19 protein-coding genes are annotated in these 22,610 nt (G+C 56.7%); 9 read left to right on the forward strand and 10 right to left on the reverse strand.

Annotated elements, in window-relative coordinates:
- The first annotated feature begins 116 nt into the window (after positions 1–116).
- The 6 genes from pdxA (at position 117) to Q7U76_16700 (ending at position 6,752) form a co-directional block, all read left to right on the forward strand.
- Entirely contained in the window at positions 117–1,124 is a 1,008-nt protein-coding gene (gene pdxA / locus Q7U76_16675) for a 4-hydroxythreonine-4-phosphate dehydrogenase PdxA (GenBank protein ID MDO8358012.1), read from the forward strand.
- Positions 1,125–1,216: 92 nt separating this feature from the next.
- The gene (locus Q7U76_16680) at positions 1,217–1,543 is read left to right on the forward strand and encodes a hypothetical protein (GenBank protein MDO8358013.1); all 327 of its coding nucleotides are present in this window, start codon (positions 1,217–1,219) and stop codon (positions 1,541–1,543) included.
- 3 nt (positions 1,544–1,546) lie between these two features.
- Positions 1,547–2,341, forward strand: a complete 795-nt coding sequence (rsmA, locus tag Q7U76_16685) for a 16S rRNA (adenine(1518)-N(6)/adenine(1519)-N(6))-dimethyltransferase RsmA (GenBank protein MDO8358014.1) — start codon at positions 1,547–1,549, stop codon at positions 2,339–2,341.
- Between the two features lie 321 nt (positions 2,342–2,662).
- Entirely contained in the window at positions 2,663–5,089 is a 2,427-nt protein-coding gene (locus tag Q7U76_16690; protein ID MDO8358015.1) for a DNA translocase FtsK, read from the forward strand.
- A gap of 232 nt (positions 5,090–5,321) precedes the next feature.
- Complete coding sequence (locus Q7U76_16695; GenBank protein MDO8358016.1) at positions 5,322–5,927, forward strand: outer membrane lipoprotein carrier protein LolA; 606 nt, start codon at positions 5,322–5,324, stop codon at positions 5,925–5,927.
- 57 nt (positions 5,928–5,984) lie between these two features.
- Entirely contained in the window at positions 5,985–6,752 is a 768-nt protein-coding gene (locus Q7U76_16700) for a 2OG-Fe(II) oxygenase (GenBank protein MDO8358017.1), read from the forward strand.
- A gap of 177 nt (positions 6,753–6,929) precedes the next feature.
- On the opposite strand, the gene Q7U76_16705 is transcribed toward Q7U76_16700, so the two are convergent.
- The 8 genes from Q7U76_16705 to Q7U76_16740 all read right to left on the reverse strand — a co-directional run bounded on the left by Q7U76_16705 (position 6,930) and on the right by Q7U76_16740 (position 16,417).
- Entirely contained in the window at positions 6,930–7,583 is a 654-nt protein-coding gene (locus Q7U76_16705; protein ID MDO8358018.1) for a hypothetical protein, read from the reverse strand.
- 596 nt (positions 7,584–8,179) lie between these two features.
- Entirely contained in the window at positions 8,180–8,584 is a 405-nt protein-coding gene (locus Q7U76_16710) for a response regulator (GenBank protein MDO8358019.1), read from the reverse strand.
- A 108-nt stretch (positions 8,585–8,692) separates the two neighbouring features.
- Entirely contained in the window at positions 8,693–9,088 is a 396-nt protein-coding gene (locus Q7U76_16715; protein ID MDO8358020.1) for a hypothetical protein, read from the reverse strand.
- A 537-nt stretch (positions 9,089–9,625) separates the two neighbouring features.
- Entirely contained in the window at positions 9,626–10,138 is a 513-nt protein-coding gene (locus Q7U76_16720) for a hypothetical protein (GenBank protein ID MDO8358021.1), read from the reverse strand.
- Positions 10,139–10,239: 101 nt separating this feature from the next.
- The gene (locus Q7U76_16725) at positions 10,240–11,625 is read right to left on the reverse strand and encodes a radical SAM protein (protein MDO8358022.1); all 1,386 of its coding nucleotides are present in this window, start codon (positions 11,623–11,625) and stop codon (positions 10,240–10,242) included.
- Positions 11,625–13,751, reverse strand: coding sequence for a universal stress protein (locus tag Q7U76_16730; GenBank protein MDO8358023.1), 2,127 nt, complete (start codon positions 13,749–13,751; stop codon positions 11,625–11,627). Before Q7U76_16730 ends, Q7U76_16725 begins: the two co-directional genes overlap by 1 nt.
- A 157-nt stretch (positions 13,752–13,908) precedes the next feature.
- Positions 13,909–15,537 (reverse strand): radical SAM protein, encoded by a 1,629-nt coding sequence (locus Q7U76_16735; protein ID MDO8358024.1) that lies wholly within the window; start codon positions 15,535–15,537, stop codon positions 13,909–13,911.
- A gap of 94 nt (positions 15,538–15,631) precedes the next feature.
- Positions 15,632–16,417 (reverse strand): class I SAM-dependent methyltransferase, encoded by a 786-nt coding sequence (locus Q7U76_16740; protein MDO8358025.1) that lies wholly within the window; start codon positions 16,415–16,417, stop codon positions 15,632–15,634.
- 71 nt (positions 16,418–16,488) lie between these two features.
- Here Q7U76_16740 and uvrA point away from each other — a divergent pair, with 71 nt between their 5' ends.
- The 3 genes from uvrA to Q7U76_16755 all read left to right on the forward strand — a co-directional run bounded on the left by uvrA (position 16,489) and on the right by Q7U76_16755 (position 20,477).
- Positions 16,489–18,996 (forward strand): excinuclease ABC subunit UvrA, encoded by a 2,508-nt coding sequence (gene uvrA, locus Q7U76_16745; protein ID MDO8358026.1) that lies wholly within the window; start codon positions 16,489–16,491, stop codon positions 18,994–18,996.
- A 73-nt stretch (positions 18,997–19,069) separates the two neighbouring features.
- Positions 19,070–20,059: an HNH endonuclease gene (locus tag Q7U76_16750; protein ID MDO8358027.1), complete on the forward strand. Its 990-nt coding sequence runs from the start codon at positions 19,070–19,072 to the stop codon at positions 20,057–20,059.
- 88 nt (positions 20,060–20,147) lie between these two features.
- Positions 20,148–20,477 (forward strand): DMT family protein, encoded by a 330-nt coding sequence (locus tag Q7U76_16755; protein ID MDO8358028.1) that lies wholly within the window; start codon positions 20,148–20,150, stop codon positions 20,475–20,477.
- 105 nt (positions 20,478–20,582) lie between these two features.
- On the opposite strand, the gene Q7U76_16760 is transcribed toward Q7U76_16755, so the two are convergent.
- Together Q7U76_16760 and Q7U76_16765 are read right to left on the reverse strand one after the other, a co-directional pair.
- Positions 20,583–21,515 carry a hypothetical protein gene (locus tag Q7U76_16760; GenBank protein ID MDO8358029.1) on the reverse strand — a complete coding sequence of 311 codons (933 nt, stop codon included), beginning with the start codon at positions 21,513–21,515 and terminating at the stop codon, positions 20,583–20,585.
- Between the two features lie 115 nt (positions 21,516–21,630).
- Positions 21,631–22,560: a hypothetical protein gene (locus tag Q7U76_16765; protein MDO8358030.1), complete on the reverse strand. Its 930-nt coding sequence runs from the start codon at positions 22,558–22,560 to the stop codon at positions 21,631–21,633.
- Positions 22,561–22,610 lie beyond the last annotated feature (50 nt).

The raw sequence follows: 22,610 nt of genomic DNA on the forward strand, positions 1-22,610 counted from the left end.
TCAACGTACCGCAAGGGTACGTCTCGCCTCCTCGCTCGCTGCGGCCGCGCTGAACGGCCTTTTTGAGCATCCTGATCGATGAGTGATTGGTGAAGGGTATGAATGGTAGGAAAAATATGACGAAGGCGAAAGATAAACCACTGCTCGGTATCACGATGGGCGATCCGGCAGGGATCGGCCCGGAGGTAATTGCGAAGGCTTTGGCTCTGGCAAAGGTGCGACGGCTTTGCCGCCCGCTGGTGATCGGCTCCTTTCCGGTGATGCAGCAGGTAGTCAAGAGTCTGAAGCTGAAGATGAACGTGATTCGCGTGGAGGGTCACGAGGCGGTGCCTTCACGGTCGAACGATTTTGCCGTACTGGATCCGCTCGATCGTCCCCTTGGGCGGTTTCCTCGTGGGGTTGCCGCGTCTGCGACCGGGGCGGCGTCCGTGCTCTTCATCAAGAAGGCCGTGGAGCTGGCGCAGATCGGTTGTATCGACGGCATGGTCACAGCCCCGATCAACAAAGAGGCGATCAACATGGCCGGATGCCATTTCCCCGGCCATACGGAACTGCTGGCAGACCTGACTAAGACACAGGACTCCGGCATGATGATTATCGGCGGGCCGCTCCGAATCATGTTCGTCACGACCCACGTCGCAATCAAAGACTTGTCGTCCCTCCTCACCCAAGCCAAGATCGAAAAAGCCATCAGATTGGCTCATGTGGCCCTGAAAGACTTGTTTGGGATTAAGAAACCGAGAGTCGGTGTCGCCGCGTTGAATCCTCATGCAGGAGAACATGGACTGTTCGGGGACGAAGAAGCGCGGATCATTCTCCCGGCGGCTCGTGCGGCGCAGGCCCAGGGGATTCGCGCCAGCGATCCCTTGCCGGCCGATACCCTGTTTGGCAAGGCGGCGAGGGGCGATTACGATGGAGTGGTGGCCCTGTATCACGACCAGGGGTTGATTCCCTTAAAACTTGTCGCGTTCGGTACCTGTGTGAACCTGACGGTGGGATTGCCGATCATTCGCACCTCGGTCGATCATGGGACGGCGTTCGATATTGTGGGGAAAGGCATTGCAGACCCCGGCAGCCTGGTTGAGGCGATCACGCTGGCCGCGACGTTAGCCAAGAGACGGTGAGGGGCCCGTCCGGTTTTATGTAGTGTGAATCAAACCAGATAAACCAGACGAACGAGACAGCCCAGACAGACCATCGTAAGAGGAGCCTATTGATGACCAGCCAATCGGGTGCGGCGCGGGACATGATACAGAAGCAGTTGAAAGATTTGGACGTGATTTTCTCAGAGACCATGGAGACGCTCAACACGGTTGCCGGAGCCGAACGACTCGTCAAATGGAAAGCCAGAACGGTTGCGCTCCTCACGGAATCTCTGGGACCGAAGGAAGGGCAGAAGTTTGCAGCGCTGCAGCCGGGGCCCTCATTTACCAACGACTTGGTGGAAGAGTTTACGGATCTCATCGACTATTTCAAAACGCCGCTGCTCGATCTGGTGAAACAACTGGCGCAAGCCGCGCCTCCTCTTTCCGGCGGGAATTAACTGGTGTCGATTCCTGATCTCCCTCCCCCGCTCAAGCGGCTCGGCCAAAATTTTCTCATCGATCCCAACATCGTGCGCAAAATCGTCGCCTTGGCGGATCTGAGCCCCAACGACCATGTGTTAGAAATCGGGCCAGGCCGCGGCGTCCTGACAGAGATGCTGAGTCACGCAGCCGGTCGGGTGACGGCGGTTGAACTGGATCCACGGCTTCATGCCTATCTCGAGACCAGACAGGCGGAATTTCCGAATGTCGAGTTGGTCTGCGATGACGCATTGGCCTATCCGGTCGAGCGCTTGCCGATGGGGACAGTTGTCGTGGCCAATTTGCCCTACTACATTTCAACCCCGCTGCTCTTTCGATTACTTGACCAGCGTGGCCGGTTTCCCCGTATGGTGCTCATGCTGCAGAACGAGGTGGCCGATCGATTGGTGGCCCGGCCTGGCGGGTCGGATTATGGCGTCCTCTCCGTGATGGCGCAGTATGCCGCCGATATCACCAAATCGTTTCGTGTTTCAGCTCAATGTTTCAGGCCTAGGCCGGACGTGGGCTCAGCGGTGGTGCTGCTCCGCGCGAACGAACACCTGAGGCTTGGCCTGCAGGAAGAGGTGGCCTTTCGCGCATTCGTGAAGGCCGCCTTCGCGCATCGAAGAAAAACGCTCATCAATTCCCTGCGAGACGAAGGATTTGAGATCCATCGTGTGGCCGAGACATTGGAACGGTTGGAGATTGGTCCGACTCGCCGGGCTGAAACGTTGTCGGTCGAAGACTTCCTCCGGTTTGCTGCTGCGCTCCGTTGACGAGGTGCGAGACTAGCCTGCTCCTCCACTTTCCCTCCACGGTCTTTAGGAGGTGGTCTAGATGGTCCCCCACTGCGTGTTGAGTGGCCAGCATCCATATAAATGATCCCTCCAAGCTCGCTTGTTATCTCCAGGGATGGGGGCTGTCGATCTTCTACTGCGCGTAACTTTCTCACCCGCCCACCCACTGGCACGCCGAGACATGCCATTAGCCCGGGCGAGGGGAGTCCGCGACCGCGCGTTGCGCGAGCACAGAAGATCATCAGGCTCCATCCCCTCCTCTCGTTTGAAATGACCCATTCCCTGTGCTAGCATCCGCCTATGGGTGCATCCACTTCGGCCAAGCGGGGAGAGGCCCGCGGCGCCGCTTCCCCCCCTTCACACATTAAGCGAGAAGTGATCGGAGTTGTCCTGATCGCGTTGAGCCTGCTTACGCTGCTCAGTCTCGTCTCGTTCGTGCCCAATGGCCTGAATTCAGCATTGGGACCAGCGGCTGCCGGTTCGTCGGCCTCACAGAACCTCATTGGATCCGTCGGGGCGCTCTTTGCGTCGGCACTCTTTTCCTTGATCGGCGGTGCGGCCTATTTCTTTCCTCTTCTGCTGGGCCTATTCGGCGTCCGCTGTTTCACGCAGAGCGACCTGTCGATCCGGCTGCGGTACGCCGGCGCGTCGCTGGCGGCACTCCTGTTTCTCAGTGGCTTTCTCCATCTTGAAATCACGGCAGTGCCGACCCTCTCAAGCGGCTTCATTTATCGGGGTATGGCGGGGGGCTTCTTCGGGCAACAGCTGGCCGAGGGCCTGCGAGCCTATTTTGCGAGTACCGGCGCGCACATTCTGATCATGGCGGGCCTCTTGGTCTCGGTCATTTTCACGACGCCTATCTCGCTCTCGGAGATTGCGCAGAAGCTTCCAGGCTGGGGCAATGGGTTGCTCACCCGGGTGCGTGGGTGGATCCCGGAACGACCGGTGGAAGAAGCAGTCCCTGAGTCGCCCAAGAAAGCTAAACAGAAATCTTCGAAATCCATCCGTGCGGTGATCGAGGAGTCGCTCCCTGACGCGGTCGCAGAACCGGAGTTGGATTGGCCGGTCATTCAGCCCTCGCGACGACAGACCCCCGAACCGGCAGAAGCGATCGAGGAGGAGTCCGACCAACCGGTTTTTGCCATTCAGGCGAAGACCGGCGACTATATGTTGCCGGATCCGGCCCTACTCTTGAGCGAGCCGTCAGGTCCTCTGGGGCGTGTGACAGAAGAAGAAATCAAGGCGCAATCGGACGTGCTGACCCGCGCACTCATCAGTTTTGGTATCGCAGGGAGGGTGACGGAAGTCCGTCCTGGACCGGTTGTGACGATGTACGAGTTCGAGCCGTCTCCGGGGACCAAGGTCGCACGGATTGTGAACCTGGCCGACGACTTGGCCCTGGCCTTGAAGGCGGTCAGTCTCCGGATCGTTGCGCCGGTTCCGGGGAAATCGGTGGTCGGGATCGAGGTGCCGAACCTCTACCGCGAGACGGTGTCGATGAAGGAAGTCATGACGAGCGAGGCGTTCTCACGCGCCAAATCGAAGCTCAGCTTAGCGTTGGGGAAAGACATTTTCGGCGCTCCCCTGATTGCCGATCTGAAAACGATGCCGCACTTGCTGGTCGCGGGCGCCACCGGGGCCGGGAAAAGCGTCAGCCTCAATACGATGCTCTTGAGCATACTGTTTTCAGCCAGGCCCGATGAGGTCAAGCTGCTCCTGATCGATCCCAAGATGCTCGAATTCCAAACGTACGACGGGATTCCTCACTTGTTGCGGCCGGTCATTACCGATCCCAAGTCAGCAGCACGTGGACTCAGCTGGGTCGTGGCTGAAATGGAGCGGCGCTACAAATTACTGTCTGAGGCAGCGGTCAGAAATATCGATGCCTACAACCGAAAGGTCGCAGGGGCGCAGGGTGTGTTGGAGGCAGAAGCGGCGGCGAAGTCGGACCAGCCTGAATTGCCCATCCAGTTTCTGTCTGAAGAGGAACGGCTCTCTGCCGGAGAGACGGCGCTTCCCGAGGGAAGCCCAGGATCGTTTATGCCACCGAAGACTCCGCCGGAGCCCTTGCCCTATATCGTCGTGATGATCGATGAGTTGGCGGATTTGATGATGGTGGCGCCAAAGGAAGTGGAAGACAAGATTGCCCGGTTGGCTCAGATGGCCCGTGCATCGGGGATCCATCTCGTGCTGGCGACGCAGCGCCCGTCGGTCGATGTGCTGACCGGTTTGATCAAGGCGAATTTCCCGGCTCGTATTGCCTTTCAAGTGTCGTCGAAGACCGATTCACGCACGATCTTGGATGCGAACGGTGCAGAAGCGCTGTTGGGCCGTGGAGATCTGCTCTATATGGCATCGGGGACTGGACGTCTCATGCGGGGGCACGGATCGTTTGTGTCGGATGAGGATGTCCGTCGTGTAGTCGAGTTCGTGAAGGATCAAGCGAAGCCTGCCTATAATCAGGAGTTGCAGATCGCGCTGAAACAAGAAGATGCCAAAGAAGAAGAGGCCCTGGACGAAGTCTATGAGCAGGCGAAGGAGTTGGTCCTGTCGACCGGCCAAGCGTCGGCGTCGCTGATTCAGCGTCGGTTGCGAGTGGGTTATCCTCGGGCCGCTCGAATGATCGAACAAATGGAGTCGGACGGTATTGTGGGCGCGGCTGGCCGCGATGGACGGAGAGAGGTTGTGGGGCGGCGAGGGCCGGTGGGAGAGGCAGAAGAGGCGTGAGGAGCGTGGAGGGTCACTGCCCTGCTCGCAGAACGCGCACGGTGATACTGTGCTTGTTCGCTGCGTGCAATTGTAGTAACCCTCCACTCCCCTCTATATGGGCATGATGAAAAAAATGAACTGGACATGTTTTGTCGGAGGTGTGCTTGTTTGTGTTGGGAGCCTATTCTCACCGCTGACATTTGCTGCCGCGGATGAGGATAGCGAAAAGGCATTGAAGGAAGTGCGAGAGGTGGTTAAGCAGCTTCAGGCGCGGTATGAGAAAACGAAAGACCTCCAGGCGGACTTTACGCAGAAGACGACGATCGAGGGGTTCGACAGGGCCATCACGTCCACGGGGAAGGTCTATATCAAAAAACCTGGCCGGTTACGCTGGAGTTATCTCGATCCGTCGGTCGAAGATATTTATGTCAATTCGGACGATGTCAAAGTCTATGTGCCTGAGCATCGGCAAGTCCTGGTGGGAAAGTTGACGCAGATGGCTGCGTCCAAGGCACCCTTGGAGCTCTTGCTTGGAGCCGCGAAGCTCGATGAGTCATACGAGATTGAGCCGACGCCGGGGAAGGGACGAGGTGTGGGTGGAATCAGACTGTTGACCCTCCTGCCGAAATCCCAGGAGGGTGAGGCGGGGCGATCGTTACAGCGGATTGTGCTCGAAGTATTTCCCAAGACCTATTTTATTCGGACGGTGACGCTTCATGAAATGAGCGGCAATGTCGCACGGTTTGAGTTTTCGTCGCTCCAATCCAACATCGGTCTGGGCGATGCCGTCTTCGACTTGAAGTTGCCGGCCGATGTGGAAGTGGTAAAGGCTCCGGTATTCAGCGCCCCGCAGTGAATGTGGCTGGTACCGGTTCGAGCACGCGCAGTGGACTGTTGAACAATAGGTACATGTATGAGCCAGACGGTGAGCAGTTCGTTAATTGAAGCGGTCAATGATGCGGTCACGCGGCTGGATTTCGATCGGCTCTCCCGTGAGTATTGGGACCAGAACGAGTTCCTGTTTATTCCGCAATTTCTCTCCCGGTCGGTGGTGGAAGAACATCTCGTCCCCCAGGCTCAAGGTGTGAAGGGCGAGCTGAATCGCAACTATATCCCAGGCCACAAAAAGGGCGGGAGCGTGAGTTACTATACGGTGATGAAGAAGGCTCCGCGCTTTCTCGATCTCTATCGATCCGAGGCCTTCATCGGGCTGTTGAGCCGCCTGGTCAAGGCCAAGCTCAGTCTGTGCCCTGAGAACGATCCCCATTCCTGTGCGCTGTATTACTATACCGAGCCGGGGGACCACATCGGGTTTCACTATGACACCTCCTATTACAAAGGGGCCCGCTATACCATTTTGATGGGACTCGTCGATCGATCGACGCAATGCAAACTGGTCTGTGAGCTCTTTAAAGATGATCCGGTCAAATCACCCAAGCATCTGGAGTTGATTACGCAACCGGGCGATCTCGTGATTTTCAACGGGGATAAGCTCTGGCATGCGGTGACGCCACTCGGCGAGGGGGAGGAACGGATTGCCCTCACGATGGAATACGTCACTGACCCGGACATGGGAACGATCAAGCGGCTTTATTCCAACCTCAAAGATTCCTTTGCCTACTTCGGCCTCCGCACGGTCTTCAAGCAGGCCTTTGCTTCTTCCAAACGGCCTCGCACGTAGCAGGTGCTGGCAACCCCTTATCACCAGGCCGACCTCCTAGTGCGCCAAGAACGCACCTTTCCCTAGATAAGTATTCTGTCACGCCAGATCTGGCATTCCGGTGTTTGAGGCCACAGATTTTTTCTAGAAAAACAAGCAAACGGGTTGAGCGACCCCTCTCGATAGCCCTGAGCGGAGCTACTGAGCCACCCTTTCTCCGTCCGCCCGCGAGGCTGACATCACGAGCTTGGTTACAATCTGGCCCGCAAGGCTTTGATAGGCTGTTTGCAATTCAGCGCGGAAATGAGAGGCGCTATCTTTAGTCCAGTCCATATAGGGACGGGGAGTGCTCAGATAGCCGAATTTCCGCTGATCGAGAAGACCATTGTCATGCGCCCTCAATAGCTTTGTTTGAACGAGTACGTAGAGGCTTGAATTCGATTTCTGGAATATCGCGTCTAGCGGGACGGTGGCTTTTGCCATGATTGGATTAATTGCACGGTTATTCTCACCTGGTTCCGGCAATTCTTCTGACGTGACTTCCGCTAACCCTAACTCCAAGACTTCGGTTTCCAGGATGGTATCAGGACTTTGGAGATCTATAGTCTCAAAACCATCAGCTAATGAGGGATCTTCGTCTAGTGATGGTTGACGATGCACCGGACAGCAGGAGGGAAGAGTGCGACGAACGTAATCTCTCAAGGTCGCCTGAATTTTTAATTGTTCTTGGGCCTCATGTAGAGTCTTTTCCCATTCTTCCACCTGCTCGATATTATGTGCCGTGAATCCTCCTTGGATTCCTGCCGCGGTGGTGACTATGGGCGGAATGGCAGTGAGTGTAAGTAAGCCCATAACTGGGCCCATCAGAGGGATTGCACCAGCGCATCCACCCCGACGATTGGTGCGGTTGCACTCTTCTGACATTTCTGCCCCCCGTTGGACAAAAGCCTTGGCTAGCTCTATGCCCACGTGGACCCCGAGCACTGCGCCGTGCTTGGAACCGCGTAGCAGGCCATCGACGAATCCCGTTGGGGGTCTCTGGTAGCGCACAGCGGGAGGGGCATCAACTGCTCTCACCTCAAGCACACCCAATCGATTCGTGTTCGCTTCTGTTTCTTGTGGAAGACTCGGGGCTGTCCTGACACAACCGCACAAGAAAACAAAAGCCAGAATCCCAAACACCGTGGACCATGATCTCACCATGTGAGGTCTGGATCTGTGGCCGCTGATCCCGTTCATTTGACCCTCCAGAACAATCGAACTCCCTAAGATGCCTGTAAGAGCAGCAGCCCAAGATCTACTGGAGTAAGTGATCCCAGTCAACCGGATATATTCTCATGGGTTGCTGGGGAGATTGTGTCTGCTCGCGTTGACCGAGTGCATTCTGATCGTACAGGTTCTGCCTGTATAGGTTCCCCTCAATTGTCTCGTTGCTTGTTAGAGCCCTGCTAGTTATTGAAGCGCGTTGGTGGGCGGCTTAGATCAATGGCTCGGCGTACGATGGCACGTATCTCATCGCGGTTGTAGGGTTTGGTGAGGTAGGAGAATGCGCCTCTGGACAAAGACTTCGCGCGGTAGTCCTGTGAGGTAAAGGCCGTGAGCACAATCACGGGGAGTGAGGGTGCGAGGGCTTGGATAGTTTCAAGGACGGCTAATCCATCTCCATCTGGTAATCCAATATCAAGTAAGGCCGCGGCGAAATTGGCCGTTCTTACCTGCGTCAGTGCATCGCGGCAGGTCGAGACCGCTGTTACCAAAAACCCATCATGTTCGAGCAGGTCTTGTAATGCGGTCAGAATGTCCGGGTCGTCATCGACGATCAGGACAGCCTGCAGGGTCGTCTGCGAATTCATCTGCCGTCCCTCCCGAGGTCGTAGTGTCGGGATGGTTTGCGACGAACGTTCAAGCGCCATGGAAGACGGTGTCTGGTTCAACAAATAAAATATCCGATCCTGGGGGCATCATTTCATGGACGATTGTGCCGTAATCCCGGTTTGTGCTCGTGCCTCAGCCGGATGAGCGGTTCCACTGCCTGGGATTGTGGCACGAGGGTGCACGTTCATCGACTGACCGATTAATCGGGGACGCCCGGCGCGTAGCGCCATCATCCGTTTCGGGAATGGACCCTGACGCGATGTTTCCAGGTCGGCGAGAGAGGCTCGTAGGGACTGAGCGATCAGCCACGCGAGTTTCAGATTCGGGCTCCAATAGACCGCATCGCGGAGCCGATCGACGAGATCGCCAGGGAGGCTGACGGTAAGTCGGACCGTTCGAGGCTGTTGGTGATCTGACTTTTTTGAACCGGACGAAGGACTCGCGGCTTGGTGAAGTTGTATCTCGGGTGCGTTGTGTGGCATTCGGGGCATCATCTCTCCCATCGATCTATATTCAGGACAAGGTTGTTGATGTGATCTGTTCAGGGCTGAGACTCCAAAGTGCTCAACAGTCCCGACCTAGCTGGAGGGCCGCGCCGCTCTTGAGGGGCAGGACGCGGCCCTGATGGCGGAAGCGCGTGGCAGTGGGAGGGCTCCGGATGGGCACAATCCAGAGGTAGTCCTACCTGCGTGAGAGGCCTGCGCCTCTTGGGTGGGGACCCACCGGCAATTCGCTTCGCCAACATTGTTCCAGTCCATGGTCATCGGCCTCGCGCCATTCATTTTTCACGTCGAGTGATACCAGACTACAGCAACCCTCGTACCAGAGATCTCTTCACAGAGAGGCTCAGAGAGAAATGGTGTAAGTCATTGAGTAGATGATGTTTGGAGAGTGAGCGAGAAAGGTATGCCGCTAGTGTAGAGGCGTATCTGATTCAGTACGCACTTTATCCTGCAGGATACAGACGTAGTGATAATGCGAAAGATGAAGATGATGGAGCGTTTGAAATGGAACGCGGTCTACTGGTGGAGATGTTTCATCGCAGCGGCACAGAGAATGATGAAGAAGCCGATCCAGAGTGCGGCTCGCTGAAAGGGAATCGCTTCGTAGGTGACTTCTTCGTCTGCATCTGCGTCATCGGATTTGAAGATCACGGTATAGAGGAAGAGTGTTAGGAGACAGAGGACAAGAAACAGTTTGATGAAGAAGACGGTCAGGTATTTGGCATGGTGTTGGATTCCGCTGCCGGTTTGCGAGGTGATGACCTGATTGACGTAGTGAAAGTTGATGCCACCGGTAAACAGCAGGACGACGAGCAGGATACCGGCGACTTTCTTGTAATGCTGATAGAACGCGTCGGTGATCGGCTTGATCTGTTCCTTGGCGACCGCCTGTTTCAGTCCAGGGGTGACGGCCATGACGAGGAACGCGAGTCCGCCGATCCAGATAACCGCAGACAAGAGGTGAAACCAATGATTGACGATCGGGATCAGGGTGTTGAGGTCGGTGACGATGCTTTGAAGTGCGTCCATGTTCAGACTCGTGAAACGTGAAAGGTGAAGGGTGAAACGTAGGGGGAGAGACAGGAATCCGATGGCGCGAACTTCTCACGTTTCACGATGTGCGTCTCACGCTATGGTCTGAACATCGGCGCGTCGTTGCCGAAGCGCTTCTTGCGGAGCTCTTCCATCAACTCAATGGTAATCAGGGGGATGTTATTCTCACGCGCATGTTTTTCGACGCCCTTTTTCACCATGGCCCGCAAGAAATAGGGAATCTTGTTGAGCCGTGACTCCGAGTCCATATCCCAGGCGATGTCGCTTTCTTCCGGCGTATTGAACGCGACTTTGATCTTCTCGCCGCCCTTCGGCGTGTAGAGACACCATTCATCTTCGTCCAGCCAGTCTCCGTGATCGACGTAGGGGCGCGCCCGACAGCCGCCGCAGATGTCGGTGTATTCGCAATCGCCGCATTTGCCTTTGAGTTGCGGGTAGCGGAAGGAGTTGAAGACGTCGGACTTTTCCCACAGATCGGCGAAGCTGGTCTCGCGGATGTTCCCGGCTGACAGAGGCATGTAGGGGCAAGGGGTCAATTCGCCGTTGGGAGTGACTCGCGCATAGTTGGTGCCGGCAAGGCAGCCACCGCCCATATAGCCGGTCGCTTTGGTGATCGGGGAGTTCGGATCTTTCTCGTACGCCAGTCGTTTGAAGTGCGGCGCACAGCGAGCCCGGACGAGCATGCCCTTGTAATTGTCCTGACAGTTGACGAGGTAGCCGAGCACTTCTTCGTACTGGGCCGGGGTGATGTCGGTGAGTTCTTCGCCGCGGCCGGTGCAGACCATGAAGAAGACGTTCAGCACCTTGGCGCCGAGCTGGTGGGCCCAATCGATGACCGCGGGCAGTTCCTGGTAATTCATGGGCTGGGCGCTGAAATGGACTTGGAAGGCCAAGCCGTTCCGTTTGCAGGCCTCGATGCCGGCGAGCGCGGATTCCCATGCGCCGGGGACGCCACGAAATTGGTTATGCTTCTGGGGATCGAGCGAGTCGATGCTGATGCCCATGCCCATCACGCCGATCTCGACCAGGTCCTTCGCCATTTGGTCGTTGATCAACATGCCGTTGGTCCCGAACACGACCATGAACCCGAGCTTTACCGCGTGGCGTGCAATGTCGAGGATGTCGGGGCGGACGAGCGGTTCGCCGCCCGTGATCACCAGGAGGCAACCCTTGTTGACCTCGGCAATCTGATCGATGAGCTTGTAGCATTCTTCGGTCGAGAGTTCGTCGTCCCCGCCGGCGGACTTCGTCGTCGCGTCGAGATAACAATGGTCGCACTTGAGATTGCAGCGTTTCGTGAGGTTCAGCGCGAGCAGATAGGGCTTGAAATCGTCGACGGTGCGGCCATCGTGCGGCGCCGGGGCCGTAGACGATGGAGTCATGAACTTCGTCACCTGTTGCTGAATAGAGCCGAGCGTGCCGCCCAGCGTCTGGAAATTCAGGACCGGCAGCGACCGTCCCATCAGTGGCTGGCCCCGGACTTCGATGCACCGGTCAGGTTCGCAATCATGTCCTTCAGGTTGCCGGTCTTCATGGCGTCCGCCATGTAGTCCTTGGCTTGCTCGATACCTTCATTGGCCACTTCGGCCGTAATGGCCGTGACGCCGATCTTATCGGCATGTTTTTCGATAAGGGCGCGGGTACATTCACGCATGAACCCTTCCGGTGCCCGTTCCAGCCTGGCTTGCGCATCTGGCGACCAGGTATAGGGAGAGGCGGGGGCAACTGGTTCCGCTGCCTGGCTGTTCCCGTTTGCATGACCATTCTCGTGGGAGGCAGCCGCGCCGTTGGTGCCGTTCGCGGCAACGGCTACGGTTGCCTGCGCTTCGGTCGAGGCACCGGTTCCCTTATTCGCGAAGATGGGGGTGTAGTCTTCCGAGGCCGCTTCCTGAATCATGGGAGCAGCATATTCCAGCGTAATCGTGGTCATGCCGAGCTTGCGAGCGGTCTTTTCAATTTTGGCCTTGGCGCGCCGGCGTTGGAAGCCAGCAGGGACTGCACGGATGCCTTCTTTGGCATCCTTGGTCCATTGCATGGGGACGTCATCGTAGGCCAGGTCGGTTTCAACAGCTCCTTCGGCGTTCGCGGCTGCTTCGAAGATGGTCTTATCGACCAGCTTGAAGCGATCGCCACCGGCGGCGCAGACGGGGCACTTCACGGGCGTTTCGCCCTTGCCGATGTAGCCGCAGCCGTCGCAGACGAAGTAATCCTGGTTCATCCGGTCCAGGTAGCCTTGAGTCGCTTCACTGACTTTCGGCTTTTCTTTCACGATCTCGGTCATCATGCCGCTGAGCGTCGAACCCATCAGATCCTTCGCCACGGACTCGTCAGCCTGCATCTTGTCGCGGTCGATGCCCGCGGAGTCCAGGCTGCCACCCAGTGCGCGCATGGCGTCCATCGCGCCCTTGGGCAGGATGTGTCCGATGGCCGTATCGACGACGGTGTTGCTGATGATGGTGTGGCCCTTTTCGATGGCATACCGATGAATGGCCGTCTTGGCGACGCCTCTGGCGAAGATCGGGATCTTTTCCATCCGGCGGAGGGCTTCTTCCGTCCAGGCGATGGTGTATTCAGCCAGGGTGTCGATCGGGGGCACATATTTCCGGTTCGACACCAGGATATTGCAAGGTGCGGCCCGCAAGAGATTTTCGGTGTTGCTGCCGATGTCCATATCCTCGTCGCTATGCACGCCGATCCGTCCGACGATGAGCAGGGCCGGGATATCTTTCCGCACATATTGAATGATCTTTTCGAAGGCCTTGCCGTCTAGCAGGGTCGTTTTGACGTCGGTCTTCTCGGCTTGGGCGATTTCGCGGCAGATGTCGAGGTGCGACTGGTAGATCTTCGCAAGGCCGCTGTCGATGATTTCCTCGTGGAGTTTTTCCTGTTCCTTGAATCGGAACACCTTGCCGGCTTCCTCGTTGAGGACGCCCGAGATGCTATGGAAGGCGGCATAGTGGAAATAGGGATCGAAGGCCGAGATGGCTTCGACCGGCATGTTGAAGGCCTTGCCCAACGCCAGGCCGGTCATGAGCCCGCCGAAGGAATAGGGGCTGCCGTCTACGGCGACGACGATTCTGCCTGCGGTCATGGGCTGTGTCTGCTTGACGATCAGCATGTCAGAGTTCCGCACACGACGAAGTACGCGCTCGGTGTTACTGCCGATGACGCTGTCCTTCACCGCGCCGACACCCAGGGCGCCCATGATCACTAGCTCGTAGGCATTGGTATTGATGTCTTCGGCCAAGACTTTCCAGTTCCGGCCTTCGAGCGAGCGGCGCTCGATCGGCAGGTTGTTTTCCGCGCATTTCTTGTCGACATAGTCGAGGTAGGAGTCGGTAATGATCTGGAGTCCACGGGTAATCAGCGAGTCGTGGATCTGGCGCTGACGATCGAGCTCTTTTTCATCGTGGTACTCTTCGGGCAAGCCTGCTTCCATCTGCTTGAAGCGCTTGTCGTGCATCTTGGCCGCATAGACGTGGCTGCCCACGATCTTGGAGCCGAATGCTTTGGCGAAGTGCACGCCGATGTCGACGGCGGTGTTGGAGTGGTCGGAATTATCGACCGGCACATAGATCGTCTTATACATTGATGATGTCTCCTCCGGATGCCCTCCAGGCCAGGGCGAACGAGAGTAATTGTCAAAAAAACCAAACGGTTGACGTAGGTCCCCAGCCTCAAGGAACGCGCATGATAACATCGGCCCAAAATGGAATGCAAGGTATCGGCGGGGGGCCTGAGCGGATCTAGGCCCCAGGCGTCACAACGGATTTTTCGCTCGAATCCTTTGCGGCGCGAAGCGATTGCCGGGAGCGGAGGATTTCTTCCAAGGACAGGAGGGCGTCGCGTCCGGAGTTCCCTTCGATCCCCCTGATCAGGCTCTTGTCGGCATAGGGGCCTGACTCTTTGGGAGCTTGGGACAGAGAGCCCGTCCATTTCCTCGGATCCCTGCTGCCATCTTTTCTCTCCCAGGCACGGAGGCAGGCCTTGGCGATGAACGAGTTCAGCGGCGCCGGGTTATAGAGGAGCTTTCTGATACTCGTCGGGGTCAGCATCAGAGGGTTATAGCCGGCCGAGAGGTAGCCTTCTTCTAGCAAACGTTCTTCGAGATCGGTATTCGGCTGAATGCCTAAAAAGAACATGAGGGGGAACACGCGCTCTTCACCCAGGATCGAGGCGACTTTCTTATAGGATTCGACGCTTTGGAGCAGCGACTCCTCGGTTTCTTTTGGACTATTCAGCGAATAGTTGAGGATGACCTTCCCCTTGAACCCTGCTTCCGCCAGATAACGGCAGCCGTCGTAGAGCTTCTCAAGCTTGAATCCCATGTGGAGGTCGTTCAGCACTTCTTGGGACCCCGATGTAATGGCGACTTCGAGATCGCCGACACCGGACCGGACCATGAGTTTGGCCAACTCCGGGGTGATCAGCGAGGTCCGGATATAGCCAGACCATTCGATCTCCAGCTTCTCAGCGAGAATCCGCTCCAGAATCTCGGTGCATTGGGGATAGGCTTCTTTCCCGGTAATAAACTGCGCATCCGTGAACCAGAACCGCCTGGCACCCCATTGATGGTAATGCTGAGAGATATCCTGGACGACCATGGAGGGGGGCCGATAGCGTACTCGTTTCCCCTCAATATAAGGGTAGAGGCAGAAGGCACAGTCGTAGGGACAGCCCCGCTTCGACTGGACCCCGATGGACTCACCCAGATACTCCTTATATTGCGGGAAGATCGAGGTCAGGTAGGGCAAGTCGACGGTCAGTGCATCCAGGAGAGCCGGCGCGCCCTGCTGGCCCTTTCGAACAGTCTTTCCCTCGCGGAGGATGTAGCGCTCCTGCTCCAGCGACTGGCCTTCGACCACCTTGAGGATGGCATCTTCACCTTCGCCAAGAATCCCGATGGTGCCTTCCGGGAGTTTCTGAATCAGTTGATCGGCAAAAGCCGTAAAGGCTCCCCCGCCGATCATGATCTGCGCCTTCGGGAATTCTTTCGCGATCAACCAGGGATAGGAGAGGGCGGCCCGGATATGGCTGTAGTAGCGGTAGAGCTGTTGCAGCCCCGCAAATGAAGCGGTAATCCGCTTGAGCGGGTTGCTCGCAAAGTAAAAGTTAAACGCATGTTCCAGCGAGGAGTCTCCCTCATGCGGCGAAAAGATCTGAATGTCGCGCCAGGAGAAACAGACGAGGTCCGGCTTGAACTCGGTGGCGGCATCCCGAACCGCGCTGATCCGCTGGGCGTCGGGAAAGAGGGACAGATCGAGGATGCGTTGCCGCACCTCCGGCTTGCGCCGATGAATAAAATCAGCCAGATAGGTGACCCCGATGGGGTAGACCTTCTTGCAAGGGAGAAAAATATAAAGAATGGATTCCATAGTCGGAGCTGATGGCTAATAGCGTATGGCGTGTAGCCGAGAAAAAATTGAGACCGTTATCTTGTGCTATATGCCATACGCCATAAGCTCTTTGCTATTTTGTCGCCACATGGATCGCCACGATTCCACCGCTTAGATTGCGATAGGTTACCTGGCGAAAGCCTGCATCGAGGAGTATCTGTTTCAACCGTTCCTGGTCCGGGAAGTTCCTGATGGAAGCAGGAAGATATTCATAGACGCCGGTCGTGTCGCGCGCCACTTTTGTCCCAATCCAGGGAAGCAGCCGGAACGAGTACCAATCGTACAGGGCCCGGAGCCACCCGAAGATTGGCCGGGAAAACTCCAAGCACACAAATCGCCCGCCTGGCTGCAAAATACGATGAATGTCTGTGACCGCCTGCTGAAGATTGCCAACGTTCCTCATGCAAAATCCTGTGGTGACGGCATGGAAGGTCCCGTCGGGAAATCCCAGATGCTCGGCGTTGGCTTCGAGACAGGTAATTCTCTGTCCCAGGCCTCGGCTGGTGACTTTCTTTAGCCCCTCGACGAGCATGGCATGGTTCAGGTCGGAGGCAATGACCCGGCCGTTGGTTCCCATGCGCGGTTCGACTAACAGCGCGAGATCGGCCGTGCCGGCTCCCACGTCGAGTGCTCTGCCTCCCGTGGTGACAACAGGGACATAGGAGGCGGTAATTTTCTTCCACCGGTGGTGGAGTCCAAAACTCAGGACGGTGTTGTTGAGATCATAGACGCCGGCAATGGCGGTGAACATCCGCTGGACGGCCTGCTCGCGGGCCTGACCCGACCAGGTCGAGACGGCGAGCGGAGGCGCCGGGGCGTCGGTCCCCTTCTGGACTGGTGGTGTTTGAGCCTGCAGCATGAGAGGTTGGTAGCACCGGCCTTCCAAGTTTGTCAAGGCGCGCCGGTTCGCATGGTATAATCCCGTCCCTTATGCATAACTCAATCATCATCAAAGGCGCCCGCGAGCACAACCTCAAAAATATCGATGTCACGCTCCCGCGCGACCAGCTCGTCGTGATCACGGGGCTGAGCGGGTCTGGCAAGTCGTCGCTAGCCTTCGACACGATCTATGCCGAGGGGCAACGGCGGTATGTCGAGTCGCTCTCGGCCTATGCCCGTCAGTTCCTTGAGCAGATGGGCAAGCCGGACGTCGATTCCATCGAGGGCCTCTCGCCCGCCATTTCCATCGAACAGAAAAGCACCAGCCACAATCCCCGGTCCACGGTCGGCACCGTGACGGAAATTTACGACTATCTCCGTCTTCTCTATGCCAGGGTCGGGCGGCCCTCCTGCTTTCAGTGTGGGGAGGAGATCACCGCGCAGACGGTGCAGCAAATGGTCGACGCGATCGGTCTGTTGCCGGAGGGAAGCAAGTTTCAGCTCTTGGCTCCCATCGTCCGGGGGAGGAAGGGCGAGTATCGGAAAGAGCTCCTCGATATGCGCCGGGCTGGCTATGTCCGGGCCAGGATCGATGGCCAGCTCATCGATTTGGATGAGGACATCACCCTCGATAAGCAAAAGAAACACCAAATCGAAATCGTGATCGATCGGCTGGTGATGAAACCAGGCGAGGCCTTGACGAGACGGCTGGCCGATTCGGTAGAGACCGCGTTGAAGCTCGCAGGTGGGCTGGTCGGGGTCCTGACGGAGAACGGGAAGGTCTCACTCTATAGCGAGAAGCTCGCCTGTATCAGCTGCGGAGTCAGTTATCCGGAAATTACCCCGCGCGTCTTTTCGTTCAACAGTCCTCATGGAGCTTGTCCTGCCTGCGACGGTATCGGCTATGCCATGACTCCCGGCTCTTCCGACGATGAAGATTTTACTTTGCTGGAACCTTGCGAGACCTGTAAGGGCGCGAGGCTCCGGCCTGAAAGCCTGTCTATCAAGTTAGCCACACAGTCGATTGCCGAGGTGACGCATCTTTCCGTTCGAGCAGCTGCCGACTTCTTCGGGTCGTTGAAATTCACCGAGCGGGAACTGGTGATTGCCCAGCGTATCTTGAAAGAGATTCGAGAGAGGCTCGGGTTTCTGGTCAACGTCGGCCTGGATTATCTGACGCTAGATCGGGCGGCCGCCACCTTGTCAGGCGGAGAAGGTCAACGGATCAGGCTGGCCACCCAAATCGGGTCCGGCCTTGTCGGCGTCCTCTATATCCTCGACGAGCCCTCGATCGGTCTCCATCAGCGGGATAATCGGCGCTTGCTCCAGACGCTGCTGCGCCTGCGCGATCTGGGCAACACGGTGGTCGTGGTCGAACACGATGCCGAAACGATGATGGCGGCGGACCATCTGCTGGATATGGGGCCTGGCGCCGGCACGCAGGGGGGCCATGTCATTGCCCAAGGCACGCCGAAAGAAGTCATGAAGAATCCCGCCTCCTTGACGGGTCAGTATCTCCGTGGCACGCAGATGGTCAGTCTCCCACGCCGCGAACGTAAGGCCAAAGGGATGTTGTCCATCGTCGGGGCGAAGAAACACAATCTCAAGGGGATGACCGCCAAGATTCCGCTCGGTCTGCTCACCTGTGTGACCGGTGTGTCGGGGTCCGGAAAGAGCACGTTGGTCTTAGAGGTATTGTTTCATTCACTTTCTCAGTTGCTCTATCACAAGAAACCGAAGATCGATGGCTGTAAGGAGCTGCTGGGTGTCGAGGCGTTGGATAAAGTCATCGACATCGACCAGTCCCCGATCGGCCGGACTCCGCGCTCGAATCCTGCGACCTATACAGGTCTGTTCGACTTCATCCGGGATCTCTACTCCAACCTACCAGAGTCTCGTGTGCGGGGGTACAAACCAGGCCGTTATAGCTTCAACGTGAAGGGCGGCCGCTGCGAGGCCTGTCAGGGTGACGGGTTAATCAAGATCGAGATGCATTTCCTGCCGGATGTCTACGTGACCTGCGAGGTCTGCAAGGGGCAGCGGTACAACCGCGAGACGATGGAGATTCACCACAAGGGGAAGAGCATCGCCGACGTGTTGAATATGACGGTGGACGATGCCGTGCAGTTCTTCGAACATATTCCCTTTATCAAGCGGAAGCTCGATACCTTGCACGATGTCGGGTTGCATTATGTGAAGCTTGGCCAGTCTGCCACGACGCTGTCCGGGGGGGAAGCGCAACGGGTCAAGCTTTCACGTGAACTGTCGAAACGTCCGACCGGACGCACCATGTACATTCTGGATGAGCCGACGACCGGGCTGCATTTCGCCGACGTGCAACGATTGCTGGATGTGTTGGATCGTTTGGTCGAGGCGGGGAATACCGTCCTGGTGATTGAACACAACCTCGATGTGATCAAGAATGCCGATTGGATCATCGATCTCGGCCCCGAGGGTGGCGACCGTGGCGGCGAGATCGTGGCGGAAGGCCCTCCAAAGGAAATCGCCAAGTCGAAACGGTCGTATACGGGGCAAGTACTCAAGGAAGCAGGGGTTTAGGGTGGAGTCCATAAGTCAATTGAGTCGTGTGAGCAACTGTCGATAATTAGGCTTGATGAAATGCGGTGGCGTAGTGTCGACTGTTATTGAATGTATCTATTGCAGAGAGAAGCAGCCGGTGTCGGCTTATACAAAGGCCGAGCATGTAATTCCTCAATCATTTGGGAAATTCAGGAATAACTTCACGCTGAGGCAACTAGTCTGTGATGCATGTAACCAATTCTTTGGTGACAATATTGAGCTAGCCCTCGCCCGTGACACATTGGAAGGGCAATCCCGAGCAGATATTGGGGTCAAGAAAGCAGAGGACTTTAAATCTCTAGGGCATCAGAGTCGAATCAGGATCATGATTGCTGAAGGTGATTTCAAAGGGGCATACGCCTTCCGCGATTATTCGGAGGCCGATGGGAAGGTTACGCTCCAACCTGTCCCACAGGTAGGTTTTCGTCAGAGAGAGTCAGGGGGGTACAAGTATTTCCCTCTCGATGAGCTTCCAGATAAAAAACAGCTTGCAGAACTTGATCTTGACTTGCAGCACCCTAAAAGTATTAGGGCTGTCGGTCTTGATGTAGAGGAGCTGTCAGGGAAGCTCGCTGAGAAAAACATTTCGTTTCGGTATGACTGTGACGTGGTATCGACGAATGAATCCACATCATTGCTCTGCGAAGTGCAGGGCACAATCGACCAAATAATTCACCGCGCCACGGCAAAGATTGCTTTTAACTACCTCGCTTACTGGGTCGGTGGTGATTTTATTAGACACTCATCATTCGATCAAACTCGGAGGTTCGTGAGACATGGCCAACTAGCACCCTATCCGCTTGTTAAGGTAGGTCAGCAGCCGATTCTTGCAGACGAAGAAGTGAGGAGAAGAGTGGGACACCTTGTGACGATCAACTGGGCTGCAGATGGAGTTTCAATTGTCGCGCAGGTTTCGCTACTTAACGTGTTTACGTATTCGGTCTGTCTTGCGAGGAACTACGACGGAGAGCGAAGGGGGATCACTCGGGGTCATTTCTTTAACGTGGCTGACGGAGCGATTCTAGAACTCGGCACGAACTGAGCAGGCTAGATGGTCAGGATAGGCACTTCCTGATTCTGATCTATGTGCCATATGCCATCAGCCATTTGCTCTTTCCCGAAAGGAGTTCATGCACACCATTCTGCTGCTCACCATCTCCAACATCTTCATGACCTTCGCGTGGTACGGGCATCTTAAATATAAAGACTCGCCCTTGTGGATTGCGATTCTGGTGAGCTGGGGAATTGCTTTCGTTGAGTATTGCTTTCAGGTGCCGGCAAACCGGATTGGGCATTATGAATTTTCAGCAGCGCAGCTGAAGACGATACAGGAAGTGATCACGTTGGTGGTGTTTTGCGCCTTTTCCGTGTGGTACTTGAAGGAGCCGCTGAAGTGGAACTATCTGGCAGGGTTTGCCCTCATGGCCGGCGGCGTGTTCGTGATTTTCAAAGAATGGTGAGGGCCGTTAGCAGGTTGCGGAAAGGCCTGCCTGTATTCCGGAGTTCCGTCGGGCTGCACGTCTGAGACAATATGAACGAAGCTGGCGGTCTTTTTCAGCATCCCGTTAGAAGTCGGTGAGCCGATCGTAGAGGTACAGCACATCCACCGTCAGGCGAGCACCGAAGGAGGGGCCATAGTCCTTCTGGTTGATGAGGTCGTTCCAGGTTTCAAAGGTCACGGCTGAGTATCGTAGCGCCACTGTCACGAACCGTTCTTCCAGCGAGTCTCCTCGATGGTCCACAAACAGGCCGGAATCCACGGTTAGGCCGAGCTCGATTTCCCACGGGGTGTCGCAGTCTGTTCGACGGTAGTTGCCGATCCCGACGGACGCCTGCCCGAGGTAGGAATGGTTGGAGACCTGGTGAAATGCGGCTCCGCTGAATGGACGGCCGGCGCGGGCCAACGCGGAGAAACGTATGTAGTCGGACACAACCGGCACAAACTCCAATAGAGATAGCCGTCTAAAGCCCATTTGGGCATAGGGCTCATAGTAGAGGGACCCTGCCGCTCCGCCTACCCCGTAGAAAAACACATCGTCGCTCCCCAAGAGCCCTGTCCATTTCGTCAATGTGCCACTGGTCATGAAGTCGATCGCATCGCGTGTGGCGCCGACGGGCACAGGGGTCAGACCGCGGAACTTGTGCACGACGTCGTTCTGAAGATACCGGCTAAACCTGTCTTGTGTGGGGCCGGCTCCGACCGTGAGGTTGGCATTCCAGCCTTTGAACCGTTCCAAGCGTTCCGTCCAGCTGAGCGACCAAAAATTAAAACCATCCGTTTGGCGCATGTCGTTATAGCGCTTGCCGGCTCCGTCAAACTCTGTGAAGCGATCGGTGGTGAAACCGAGTGCGACGGTGCGGTCGTGATCGGGAAATGCGAGGGCTCCCCAGTGGGTGCTTTGCGCCGTTGCTTCCGCCCAACTTGGCTGAGTCCATCCGAGTAAGGCCAGGACAGAGAACGCAAGAGTCGCTACGATTCGTGTAAGACCATACATCATCCGCGCATCCTGCACTGAAGTGGATTGGGGAGGCAACATTTTTTTGAGGGGCCCCACGGCAGGTACTGCTGAAGCCCGAGTGCCCATGCGGCTAGAGCAAGAGGAAAATATCCCACTAGAGATCGGCGAGTCGGTTGTAGAGGTAGAGGAGGTCCAGGGTCACGCGAGCACCGAAGGTTGGCCCGTAGTCCTTCTGGTTGATGGCGTCGTTCCAGCTCTCCACCGTTACGGCTGAGTAGCGGAGTGCGATCGTCACGAACCGTTCATTGATGGAGTTCCCGCGATGGTCCGCGAACAGGCCTGAATCCGCGGTCAGCCCGATCTCGATTTCCCAAGGCACGTCGCAATCTTTGCGCCGGTAATTGCCGATTCCGACGGACACCTGTCCGAGATAGGAATGGTTGGCGACGTGATGGAACGCGGCTCCGCTGAAGGGACGGCCATAACGAGCCAGCGCGGAGATGCGGACGTAGTCGGACAGCAAGGGGCCGACTCCCGGTAGAGACAATCGCCTCAAGCCCATTTGAACATAGGGTTCATAGTACAGGGACCCCGCCGCTCCCCCTATTCCGTAGAAAAAAACATCGTCGCTCCCCAAGAGTCCCGTCCATTTCGTCAACGTGCCGCTGGTCATGAAGTCGATCGCATCGCGCGTCGCGCCGACCGGGACACGGGTTTGACCGGTGATCCTATGCGCGACGTCGTTCTGGATCGCGCGGCGAATCTTGTCTTGTGTCGGGCCTGCCCCAACCGTAAGGTTGGCATTCCAGCCTTTGAACTGTTCCAGATGTTCCGTCCAGCTCAGCGCCCCAAAGTTAAAGCTAGCCGTTTGCCGCATGTCGTTATAGCGCTGGCCCGACCCATTAAATTCCGTGAAACTGTCGTTGTAGAACCCGAGCGTCACGGTGCGGTCGTGATCGGGAAATGCGAGGGCGCCCCAATGCATGCTTTGCGCAGTGGCCTCAGCCCATGCTGGCGAGGCTCCTGGTAGGACCAATAGGAACAGTGCAAGAGAGGCGGTGAGTCGCGTCAATGAAGAGATCATGTCATATCCTGCATAGAGTCGAATGCGCGGCAATATAGCATGTTGGCTTC

The organism is Nitrospirota bacterium, from assembly GCA_030645475.1.
Taxonomy (GTDB): domain Bacteria; phylum Nitrospirota; class Nitrospiria; order Nitrospirales; family Nitrospiraceae; genus Palsa-1315.